This is a genomic window from Endozoicomonas sp. (genome assembly GCF_965196975.1).
Lineage (GTDB): Bacteria > Pseudomonadota > Gammaproteobacteria > Pseudomonadales > Endozoicomonadaceae > Endozoicomonas.
Genome location: NZ_OZ239981.1, coordinates 5,878,583 through 5,890,000, shown reverse-complemented (window position 1 = coordinate 5,890,000; position 11,418 = coordinate 5,878,583). Strand labels below are relative to the sequence as shown.

The window sequence follows — 11,418 nt, the reverse complement described above, 5'->3', positions numbered from 1 at the left end:
TGTAAGCATTTTGCGGGAAATGGCAAGACTTGTGAAAAAACTCAAACTAACAGCGAATCAGCTCATCGCTAAGCAACCAGTTAAGGATTTGGGTTTCAAGTCCACAGAAGAACTGGAAAATTACGTCGGTATCCTGGGTCAGGAGCGGGCCACCAGTGCGATTCAGTTTGGTGTCGCCATGCACCGCTCGGGCTATAACATCTACGTCATGGGCGAGTCTGGCACAGGCCGGATGTCCTATCTCCGGAAATACCTTGAAACAGAGGCCAAAAGGCAAAGTTCCTCTGATGACTGGGCCTACGTCAATAACTTTGACAACCCCCGTGAGCCGAAAGCTCTCAGGCTACCCGCTGGTTTGGGTAGCGACCTGCAGAAAGACTTTGAGAGTTTCATTGATAAGCTCTTGATGACCTTTCCTGCTGCGTTTGAAAACCCCACCTATCAGCAAAAGAAAAGCGCCATTGAACGCAGCTTCAATAAGCGCTATGACCAGGCCATTGATCAAATTGAACAGGAAGCTCTCAAAAGAGATATTGCTTTATACCGGGATACCGGTGCACTGAGCTTCACGCCCATGTCTGGTGGCAAGGCGATGGATGAGACCGAGTTCGCTCAATTGCCAGATAAAAAGCGGGAAAAGTTCAATAACGATATCAGTGAACTGGAAACACGTCTGAATGAATCCCTGGTTGAACTGCCACAGTGGAAACGGGAGTCCAACGAAAAGCTTCAGGACCTGAATCAGGACACCATTGACCAGGCTCTGGCTCCGCTGCTGAAGCCCATGCTGAAAAAATACAGCAAAGAGCAGAATATTCTGGATTATCTGGAAGCCGTCAAACAGCACCTGCACCGGACGGTAATTGAATACCTGGCCGATGAGCGGGCAATGGAGTCCAAAGAAGATGCCAGCAAACGGTCTGCACTTGAAGAACTTTACTCTCCCAATCTTGTGGTTGGCCATAAGAATGATGCGGCTGCACCGGTTATCTATGAGTCTCACCCCAACTACAAAAACCTCTTTGGCCGCATAGAATACGCCAGTGAGATGGGAGCCCTGGTCACCAACTTCCGTCAAATCTGCCCCGGCTCTCTGCACCAGGCCAATGGGGGTTATCTGTTGCTTGAAGCCAATAAGCTTCTGGAAGAACCCTTTGTCTGGGAAGCACTGAAACGTGCGCTGAAAGAGCGACAATTAAAAATTGAATCACCTTACTCAGAGATGGGGCTGATGAATACCATCACCCTGACCCCGGAAATTATTCCACTGCATGTGAAAGTGATTCTGGTTGGGTCTAGGGATATTTACTACATCCTTCAGCAGCTTGACCCTGATTTCCACGAAATGTTCCGGGTACTGGTGGACTTTGATGACCAATTGCCGCGTTCTACTGAAACCGTTCAGGCTTTTGCCCAGCTACTGAAAAACCGAGCGGATGATGAAAACTATCCACCACTGTCTGCATCAGCAGTTGCCCGGATGATAGAACAAAGCTCCCGGATGACCGAAAACCAGACTCAGCTATCGGCAAAAATCGGTGAGCTCTTCGATTTGCTGGCCGAGGCTGACTTTATTCGACGAACCAGTAATGGCCGTAAAATCAACCACGATCATATTGACCGGGCACTGGATGCCAAGGCTGAGCGAACTGGCCGGGTCAGTAAGCAGATTCTGGATGATATGCTGGAAGGCAGCATCCTGATTGATACTGACGGTGAGCAGATTGGCAAGATCAATGGTTTAACGGTGCTCTCTGTTGGAGATGCCTGCTTTGGTTCTCCCGCCCGAATTACCGCAGCTGTTTACCCCGGTAGTCAGGGTATTGTGGATATTGAACGTGAGGTAGCCCTGGGTCAGGCAATTCATTCCAAAGGCGTCATGATCCTGACCGGTTATCTTGGCAGCCGCTATGCCCAGAAGTTCCCACTGGCGATTTCTGCCAGTCTGGCGATGGAGCAGTCCTACGGCTATATCGATGGTGACAGTGCCTCCATGGCAGAGCTCTGCTGCCTGCTCTCAGCACTGACCAATACCCCGATCAAGCAATGCTATGCAGTAACGGGCTCCATGAACCAGCATGGTGAAGTTCAGGCTATTGGTGGCGTGAACGAGAAAATCGAAGGGTTCTTTGATCTCTGTAATGCCAGAGGCCTGACCGGTGAGCAGGGTGTGATCATCCCTCAGGCGAACGTTCGCAACCTGATGCTTCACAGTAAGGTAGTGGATGCGGTGAAAGCCAAGAAGTTTAATGTTTATGCCGTTTCTCACGTTGAAGAGGCGCTTGAGCTACTGACAGGCCATCGCCCGGGTGTCATGAACAGCAAAGGCAATTATCCAAAAGGCTCTATCAACCAGAAAGTACTGGAACGTCTGAAAGAAATCGCCGAGCTAACCAAAGAAAACCACAGTTAATGGCATAGTTCTTAAACCAACGTCAACCCGTTGCCTGATAAATCAGGCTGCATTTTTCAGGCAACGGCCCACCAAAAAAGGCATCCTCACCACTTATACATTAAGGTGCTTTTTCTTCCACACGTCCCCCAGAGGCTCCGATAGCATTAATGTAAAATATATACGCCATGTGCGACTTTTAGGTTTGCATAAGGAGACATGACTGATCCTGCTTTCTGCTATTAAAAGCAGTAGAAAGCAAAGAAGGTTTCAGTCATGCCCGTTGAAGAGTTTATCACTACAGTCTACTGCTTGATCGACGATTTGGTAAAAGAGCTTTTTCCTGTACCACTGCGACTTCGAGGGTTTCCACCAAAGCTCACTGATAGTGAAGCGATCACCATGGAAGTTGTCGGTGAATGGCTTGGGCATCATAAGGACACTGAGATTTGGAAGTATTTTACCCGACACTGGCGACACCTGTTTCCTGACATTCCTTCACGCTCGGCATTTGTCAAACAGGCCGCCAACTTATGGCATGTGAAACAACGACTGCAAATTCGTATAGTCCAGATGATGCATGCAGATAATGCAGATATCCATTTAATCGATGGTTTTCCGATTGATGTTGTCGTCAGAACCCGTGCACCACAGAGCCGTATCTTTAAAGCTGAGGCTGGTTATGGTTACTGCGCTTCCAAGGACAAGAAGTTCTATGGCTTTCAGGGGCATTTGCTGGTTGAAGCACGAGGGATTCCTGTGGGTTTTACTCTGACCGCAGCGAACGTAGATGAGCGTGATGCAGCCTATGACATGCTCGAGACCATTTCTGGCCTCTTGCTTGGCGATAAGGGCTATATAAGGCCTGAGTTTAAAGCTGATTGTCAGGAATTAGGTATTGATCTTCAGACGCCACTGAGAAAAAACATGCAAGATGAACGTCCGAAGTCGTTTGTAAAGCTGGTATTACGGGTACGACGGAGAATAGAAACAGTGATAGGTCAATTGACAGAGCGCTTTGAAATAGAAAAGTGCCATTGTCGAGATAGATGGCATATGACATCACGTATCGCTCGGAAGTTACTGGCACATAATATTGGTTCTTATCTGAATATAATTGCTGGTCGTCCTGCAATACAGTTTGAGAACCTTATTTCCGAAGATTAAAAAACGGAAAGCAAATAATTGCGTGATTTTGAAGATACAACTTGGACTTACCATCATGCTAGCCCGGATATTTCATAAACGTGCTCCCGTTCTCGCTTGTCCTTTGCCGCCCTAAGGGAGTTTTGCTCGGTCGACCGTACTCCCCGGTACGGCACTCCCTCACAAAATCCCTTAGGGCGACAAAGTCCTGCCCGAGATTCGGGGCAGTTTATGAAATATCCGGGCTAGTAATTTGAGATAGTTTCAGACAAAGTCGCACATCGCGTAAGGGTGCTCTCTCAATTTGATAACTGACTCATAGGTTAGCTTCAACCTTTCCAGTCATGAACTCAGACCAAAGTTGTTCCCAGCGCCCCTTACTCTGGATCAGTGCTCTTGTTGTCAAAAGCACTTCCGCTCCTGTTGCTTTCCACCTCATTCCAGAACCACATAATCGTTGCTTTACCAGAGTCTTACAAGCCGCTTCAGTAACTCCTGAACCTATTGGCCAATGGCGTTTAAGCGCCTGATGATAATTCATTAACTGGTGATTGTTTGTAAAATAGCTCACAGCTTTGTAGCGCTTCTCTGTCAGTGCGATTGTCTTTTTCGGGAGCTCGGCTGATTCAATTTCCTGAAGGATTTTTTTGGCTGCTCCACGCTTGTTTTTCAAACTATGTAGCCTGTCTTCAAGCCACTGGTGTCGCTTCGCCTTACTGGTTGGAAACAGTGCTTCCGCTGCTCCAGCTAAATATTCAGATGCATGATAAAAATCGAGTATCTGCCCAGAGGTATGTTGTTTCAAATAACTCCAGTTTTCTCTAGCCCCGTCAGCTACCCCGATGTATGTGGCATTTGGGTAGAGTCGTTTTAGATCTGCAATCTCCTCGTCGAGCTTGCTCATAAAGCTTTGTTTACCATACTCTGGCGAACTGGCTGTATATATCGTGTGGAGCCTGTCTCCATCTGCAGAATATAGGCTCAATGTCCCACACATGGCTTCCCTCCAGCCTTCTTCACAAAGCAGCATGCAGGTTCCATCCAGACCAATGGCTATTGTTTCAACAGGCTCTTTTAGTGGAGGAAGGTGGTAGTGAGTGTCTTGCTGGTCTTCAATTAATGCACCTACTCTGTCCGATAAATGCTTGATATAAGAATTTGAAAGCGTCCTTTGATGGTTGGTCTCAAAATCTTCTTTTACCGCAGGCGCTGGCATCTGGCTGTATTTCCAGGCGATAGACTTGGCAAATTTGGGGGTAGCTGAACCAATAATACCGGCACGAAGATCAAGTGCTGCCAGAGTACTGCCACCTCTGACACCCTGATATACGGAGCGCTCCAAAGGTATACGACCGTATAAGGTTTCATAGTGCTTAAGAACCTTTCCTTTGTAGTTCCACTTCTGCTGATTAACGACGATAGGTTCTTTATTGGGTGATTCAAATAGCCCCAATAACTCTTTTGTTCCAAGCTGCCCGGCTTCATTGAGTGCACGCTGTAAACTATCTTCAAGATTCAGCATGTTGCCTGAATCTATAGAAACTTCAATTTGCAAAACGATGCTTTTGGTAGAGCTGGAAATAACAGAAGCGGGCATGACAGTTAACTATTATGAGTGGTGTTCCCATAGTAGCTGTGAAAATAGAGCACTATTGTTTCAATCATTCAGAGAGAGCACCCTCGCGTAATATATTGAAGTTCTAGTTTCTTAACCGTTCTTTATCTATGAGAAAATCAACTAAAGATTCGTTTTTTGAAAGAATCAAACATAATGCGATCTGATTTCGCATCTCCAATTTTTTGTCATTATAAGCAAGAAAATCAAACCTAAGCGCAAGCATTGCAATCAGTTCAGAGACTTTCTCCTCGTTACTAGCCAGCACTCCGAGAAAATTAATCTGCGAATCACTCAGCACTCCTTCCTCTTTAAGATTTTGTATAAAAGAATCAAAGTAGCGTAATGAGGCAGCAAACTCATCAAAATTATCACCTAAAAATGCTTGTCCCTTGACTTTATTTTCTCCTAAAAACTGATGGGTTACTTTGGCCCGTCGATCATTAAGGCTGATTTTGGATTCATGATACTGAGCACTATCACGATTCATATAGAGTCTGGAGACGCTTTCAGCATTTGATCCTTGTTGGCTAGCTCCATCACTCACTGAGTACGCAGAATATGAACAGCCAGACTGACTTTCAACAGTTCTCATAAATAACTCCACTTCCTCATAGCAACCAGACAATCTCAGACAATAGTTCTCAATTAAAATTCAGCAGAAAAACCATGATCCAGCTCTATTTAGCGTCGCTTTTACAGATGGAGTCAAAAGGGACAGTGTGAACAAAGCTCATGCCCCTTAACTATATTACCGCATTGTTAGATCAAGTAAGGGACAAGCGCCTTACGATTCTGAGGATAATCTTCAAACTGCTTTTGGTACCAGCGATGAGTAGCCAGTGCACGGGGAACCAGGTTAGCCATGGTTACCAGAAGAATAAACACACCAGCCAATGACCAGGTAAAGATGGCAAAACCAAGCCATGACAGCATCTCCCCAAGATAACTCGGGCTTGAAACAAAACGGTAGCCACCACCATAGGGAACTTTATAACGTGGTTCATTTGGGTTAGGCACCTTGGACCGCAAGTTACGAACCACCGCATCCGAGTGCACATTTAACATAAATCCAATGGCATAAATGATAATACCAACGATAAACCTCGGATCTGTCAGCCACTCTGGTGTGAGATGTTTTGCATGGTTAGCAATAAAATCAGCGCTGAAGAAGCCGTGTGCTGCGGTAGCAATCCAGCCAAAAATCACCACGGATATATTGAATGATGCTTTACTGCCTTTATGCACACGCATCAACAGTGGATTAATAAAACCCCGGTTACTGTAATGGATAATCCAGATGCCCAGGAAAATCATAGGGACCAATTGATCACTGTTCTGCCCCTGGAAGAACACAATAAGAAATACCAGAGGTGCAGGAAGTTCCATCAAAATCCAGCCAAGGCGTGGCTCAAATTTCACACCTGGTGCCCGCCCACCAAAACGACCATAGGCCGCCTGGCCAAACTTAGAAGCCAGAACAATAATCGTAACTATTCAGCACCCTTCATATAAATCTGGAATTTTCTGATTTTTCGACCATCATCTTATACTCAATTTTTCTAACAAATCTCCAGTATGGAACCAGACTTCCCAGCTACTCCGTTTACCGAAGCTCTCCTTAAAGAGAATGAAGAGCTTCGGACCGAGAATGCGCTTTTACGGGAACGTTGCAGCGAACTGGAAGAAAGGGTTAATAAAAACAGTCAAAACAGTAGTAAGCCACCATCGTCAGATGGTTATCAAAAGCCCAGTAAAAAAGGGAGTGATAAAGGTGATACATCTTCCAAAGAAGCCCCCTGCTCCTCACAGGAAACACCGAACCCCAAAAGCCTTAGACCATCTTCAGGCAATAAACCAGGTGGCCAGAAAGGTCATCAAGGCTCTTGTTTGAGACGTGTCGCCTTACCCGATTATGTCAGGCATCTGAAGGTTGAAAAATGTTGCTGTTGCCAGTCTTCGCTTATCGATATTAAACCCACCAAATACATTGAGCGACAGGTTTTTGATCCAGGTAGACCCGGAGAATTTGAAGTTACCGCGTACTGGGCAGACGTTAAAGTATGTCCTTGTGGTAAACGGAACACCGCTGAGTTTCCCCAAGGAGTGAAAGCCGCTGCTCAATACGGAGAAGTGACTCAGGCAATGGCTGTTCATTTAAACCAGTATCACTTCATCCCATATCACCGGGTGTCTGAGTATTTCAATACTATTTATTGCATGAGTGTCAGCGCAGGCTCTGTTGCCAATTTTGTTGCCTATACCCATGAGAACCTGGCCTCTACTGAGCAGAGTATCCGCGATGCTTTACAAGAAAGTCCGGTTGCAGGAGCGGATGAAACTGGCATGCGGGTTGACGGTTCACTGTGGTGGTTACACATTATGCGAGATGACCAATGGACGCTTTACTACCTCTCAGAAAGGCGAGGTTGTGAAGCAATGGATGCAATGGGCATCCTGCTGACTTTTGCAGGCATTCTGGTTCACGATCATTGGAAGTCCTACTTTGCCTATGCGGCAGTGCATGTGCTTTGTAATGCCCATCATCTGAGAGAGCTTCAGGGAGTTGTCGATAGGGATGCGAATAAGCTGGCTCTGCGGCTGATGAAATTGCTTACGCTCTCCTGGCACTTCTGCAAGAAATACAAAGCAGCCGGTCTGACTCAAATGCCTGGTGCAATACAGCTTCGCATTGAGACGATATACGACCAAATCCTTCAAAGGGCTCTCACGAAGGAAACCGCTTATATGGAAAAACAACGACAGGTGCTTGGACGTAAGAAGGTCAGGAATACCAAGGCCTACAACCTGTTCAAAAGGCTTATTGAGTTTAAGGTTGAAACGTTGCGCTTCATGTCGGACTTTTCAATTCCCTTCGATAACAATGGCAGTGAACGTGATGCCAGGATGGCCAAACTTAAGCAGAAGATCTCAGGCTGCTTCAGAAGCGAAGACGGAGGTACCATGTTTACCCGAATCCGAAGCTATTTATCATCTGCTAAAAAGCAGGGGTTGAACATATTTCAGGCGCTTCTTAAAGCGGTTCGAAATTACAACAATACGCCTTTGCTGGGTGCTGAATAGTTACCAATAATCAACACGTAAGCAAAGCCAGCCAGCAATGCCGTGTCGTAAAACACATCTCCGGTATACCAGGCCATGAGTTTTCCTTCCGTTACTATTTTTATTTGATCAAAGGTTGGTTAACTCATTCTGTAACTTTTCAACGGTGTAATTCTTAGTCCACATGCATGAAATTCAAAATAGAATCACAGATAGCTCAGCACTTACGCAGTTTTTCAAAACTCATCTAGACTCACTCTTTTCCTTATTCATCAGGTAAGAACGTGCTGAATAAAAGTGAAGTCAGACTTGTGGGCATTACCGCTCTTGGAGGGCTACTGGAATATTATGACTTCATTATTTTTGCCTTGATGGCTGGATATCTGGCAAATAATTTTTTCCCAAGCTCCGACCCTCATACCTCCTTACTGACAACATTTGCCACCTTCTCAGTGGGATACCTCTCCCGGCCGTTAGGCGGTTTGCTGTTTGGGCACCTGGGAGACCGTCACGGGCGTAAATATACTTTCGCCGTTACGGTTCTGGTTATGGCGCTTTCTACCACACTGATAGGGTGCCTTCCTTCTTATACAGAAATTGGTATTTGGGCCCCGATACTCTTGATATTCCTTCGATTAATACAGGGCTTCTCGATTGGGGGAGAAATTCCCGGAGCCATTACCTTATTAAGTGAGAGCAACCAGAAACATCCTGGACTTATCATCAGCCTGCTATTGTTCGGCATACTCAATGGCTTGTTATTGGGCCACCTGATCCACAGCCTTTTGACTCACTGCTTAAACCCGCAAAGCATGCAAAACTGGGGATGGCGGCTACCTTTCTGGCTGGGTGGGACGCTGGGCATTTTCAGCTACTTCATTAGAAAACATATTCATGAATCCAAACTGTTTCTAGCACTAGACAGCCAAAAGTTGCGACAACAAATTCCACTGCTGATATTAATTAAATCGCATAAGAAAGCAGTACTGGTAGGCATATTTCTTGTCGCCCCCTCCATTGTCACCATGTCATTGCTATTTCTGTTTTCTCAAAGCTATCTGACCCAACTTATCCACTATGATGCACAAACAGTAACAACGGCTGGATGCCTGGGAATTTTATCCTCTGTCGCTATTGCGATTCTTGCCGGCTGGACTGCCGATAAACGAAAAGAAATCAGTTGGCATATATTATTAATGTCAGCTGCCTGCCTGTTAATTGTTTTTAGCGCCCTCCCAATTTTTAAGGCCTATGCTGATTATCAGTTATCAGCATACACCGTTGCCCTTTTCAGTAGCCTGCTTTTTGGCCCAGTGATGACAATGAGCACTCTGCTGCTCAGTAAAACCTTTCCGATCTCTGTCCGATACTCCGGTATTGCACTTTCCTTTAATGTTGCACTAGCCAGCTTTGGTGGACTGGCACCAGTGATTGCCATGGCACTGATTAAAACCACAGGCAACCTTATTTCGCCGTCTTACTATCTCGCCTTCAGCGGCTTTTGTGGCCTGACTGCCTGCTATCTTTTGAAATCATACCCTTACCGACAAAGCTCTCAGTCTGAACAGGCTGGCTAGAACAATGATCAATAAAAGTGACTCAAAGCTTATCTGGATAACCGCTCTTGGAGGTTTACTGGAATACTATGACTTCAGTGTTTTTGCCTTGATGGCTGGATACCTTGCCGATCAGTTTTTTCCGGGCACGGACCCCCTGACTTCCTTATTGACCACATTTGCGACTTTTTCGGTTGGTTACTTCTCTCGTCCTCTGGGAGGTCTTGTTTTTGGCCATTTTGGCGATCGATATGGCCGGAAACAGACGTTCTCTGTTAGCGTTCTGATTATGGCGGTTTCAACAGCGCTAATGGGATGCCTTCCCACCTATTCACAAATTGGAATCTGGGCACCTTTTCTGATGACACTTCTCAGACTGGCCCAGGGTTTTTCTATTGGCGGTGAAATCCCCGGCGCCATCACTTTTCTCAGTGAAAGCAATCCGAAACATCAGGGGCTTATTATTGGTCTATTAATCTCCGGCTTATTGAGTGGTTTTATCTTTGGGAGCTTTATCCATAGCTCACTTCTCGACACTATTGGCAATGAGGCCATGAAAGAATGGGGCTGGAGAATTCCTTTCTGGGTTGGCGGAGGACTGGGTATTTTCAGTTACTTCATAAGAAAACACATTAATGAGTCGGCCCTCTTTCTGAAGCTGAACAGAGAGAAACAACAGCAACAGATCCCTGCGCTGGTATTACTGAAATATCACAAACGATCCATTGCTACCGGAATACTTTTGATCATTCCAGCCACTGGTTGCATGTCTTTACTATTTTTATTCACCCAAAGTTATCTTACCCAGCTTCTGTTCTACCAAAGCAGCGCGGTAACGGTTGCCAGCATTGCAGGAACTTTGATGTCAATTGCTACGTGCATTTTCACAGGCTGGCTTGCCGATAGAGACCTGCATACAAATCATTCAATCAAACTGATGAGAGGCTTCTGCCTGCTGGTTATTCCACTATCACTCGCCATCTTCCATATTTATGTAAATCAGTTATCACTCTTCACCGCTATCCTGATAAGCGGTCTGGCTTATGGCTCTGTTGCAGTGATTGGGCCACTACTTCTGAGTACTACGTTTCCCGTGAGTATCCGTTATTCCGGGGTAGCACTTTCTTATAACATCTGTCTGGCCACTTTTGGAGGATTAACCCCAGTTATTGCCATGACTCTGATCAAAATGAGCAGCGACCTTTCCGCACCGGTACTCTATCTGATTTTCTGTGCTATATGCGGCCTAGCGGGATGTTATCTGCTGAGAAAAACAAGCTCCACGACAAGTTCGCAGTGCACAGCACCTCAGTGACACCACGACGAACTCATCTACACTGACTAGTTTGCCAACTCTTCTGGTGCAGCAGTGCTTAGAAAAAACGAAATAACATTGGTCTGGATCACCTCACTGGGCGGCCTTCTGGAGTTTTATGACTTCATCATCTACGCGCTGATGGCAGGTTATCTCTCAGAACAGTTCTTCCCCGGTCACGATGCCAACACCTCCCTGCTTGCCACCTTTGCCACCTTTTCTGTGGGTTATTTTTCCAGACCTTTGGGAGGATGTAACTATTCAGCACCCTTCATATAAATCTGGAATTTTCTGATTTTTCGACCATCATCTTATACTCAATTTTTCTAAC

Annotated in this window: 9 protein-coding genes; 6 read left to right on the top strand and 3 right to left on the bottom strand. The window is 45.8% G+C overall.

Going from position 1 to position 11,418, the window contains the following annotated elements; translation table 11 throughout:
• Positions 1–88: 88 nt before the first annotated feature.
• Positions 89–2,413, top strand: a complete 2,325-nt coding sequence (locus ACOCLE_RS26010; RefSeq protein WP_419534883.1) for a Lon protease family protein — start codon at positions 89–91, stop codon at positions 2,411–2,413.
• A 255-nt stretch (positions 2,414–2,668) separates the two neighbouring features.
• Entirely contained in the window at positions 2,669–3,559 is an 891-nt protein-coding gene (locus tag ACOCLE_RS26005; protein ID WP_419533099.1) for an IS982 family transposase, read from the top strand.
• Positions 3,560–3,854: 295 nt separating this feature from the next.
• On the opposite strand, the gene ACOCLE_RS26000 is transcribed toward ACOCLE_RS26005, so the two are convergent.
• The 3 genes from ACOCLE_RS26000 to ACOCLE_RS25990 form a co-directional block, all read right to left on the bottom strand.
• Positions 3,855–5,135, bottom strand: a complete 1,281-nt coding sequence (locus tag ACOCLE_RS26000; protein WP_419532972.1) for an ISKra4 family transposase — start codon at positions 5,133–5,135, stop codon at positions 3,855–3,857.
• 103 nt (positions 5,136–5,238) lie between these two features.
• Positions 5,239–5,748, bottom strand: coding sequence for a hypothetical protein (locus ACOCLE_RS25995; RefSeq protein ID WP_419534882.1), 510 nt, complete (start codon positions 5,746–5,748; stop codon positions 5,239–5,241).
• A gap of 167 nt (positions 5,749–5,915) precedes the next feature.
• The gene (locus ACOCLE_RS25990; RefSeq protein ID WP_419534881.1) at positions 5,916–6,542 is read right to left on the bottom strand and encodes a methyltransferase; all 627 of its coding nucleotides are present in this window, start codon (positions 6,540–6,542) and stop codon (positions 5,916–5,918) included.
• Between the two features lie 189 nt (positions 6,543–6,731).
• On the opposite strand from ACOCLE_RS25990, the gene tnpC reads away from it, so the two are divergent.
• The 4 genes from tnpC (at position 6,732) to ACOCLE_RS25970 (ending at position 11,366) form a co-directional block, all read left to right on the top strand.
• Complete coding sequence (gene tnpC, locus ACOCLE_RS25985; RefSeq protein ID WP_419532963.1) at positions 6,732–8,237, top strand: IS66 family transposase; 1,506 nt, start codon at positions 6,732–6,734, stop codon at positions 8,235–8,237.
• Between the two features lie 263 nt (positions 8,238–8,500).
• Entirely contained in the window at positions 8,501–9,793 is a 1,293-nt protein-coding gene (locus ACOCLE_RS25980) for an MFS transporter (RefSeq protein ID WP_419534880.1), read from the top strand.
• 4 nt (positions 9,794–9,797) lie between these two features.
• The gene (locus ACOCLE_RS25975) at positions 9,798–11,087 is read left to right on the top strand and encodes an MFS transporter (protein WP_419534879.1); all 1,290 of its coding nucleotides are present in this window, start codon (positions 9,798–9,800) and stop codon (positions 11,085–11,087) included.
• Positions 11,088–11,165: 78 nt separating this feature from the next.
• Entirely contained in the window at positions 11,166–11,366 is a 201-nt protein-coding gene (locus tag ACOCLE_RS25970) for a hypothetical protein (RefSeq protein ID WP_419534878.1), read from the top strand.
• Positions 11,367–11,418: the final 52 nt, after the last annotated feature.

What these genes read in the sequence shown, in the direction of transcription:
- ACOCLE_RS25990 (WP_419534881.1), bottom strand. Translation starts at nt 6,542, where the DNA reads ATGGAACTTCCTGCACCTCTGGTATTTCTTATTGTGTTCTTCCAGGGG.
- ACOCLE_RS26005 (WP_419533099.1), top strand. Translation starts at nt 2,669, where the DNA reads ATGCCCGTTGAAGAGTTTATCACTACAGTCTACTGCTTGATCGACGAT.
- ACOCLE_RS25995 (WP_419534882.1), bottom strand. Translation starts at nt 5,748, where the DNA reads ATGAGAACTGTTGAAAGTCAGTCTGGCTGTTCATATTCTGCGTACTCA.
- ACOCLE_RS25975 (WP_419534879.1), top strand. Translation starts at nt 9,798, where the DNA reads ATGATCAATAAAAGTGACTCAAAGCTTATCTGGATAACCGCTCTTGGA.
- tnpC (WP_419532963.1), top strand. Translation starts at nt 6,732, where the DNA reads ATGGAACCAGACTTCCCAGCTACTCCGTTTACCGAAGCTCTCCTTAAA.
- ACOCLE_RS26000 (WP_419532972.1), bottom strand. Translation starts at nt 5,135, where the DNA reads ATGCCCGCTTCTGTTATTTCCAGCTCTACCAAAAGCATCGTTTTGCAA.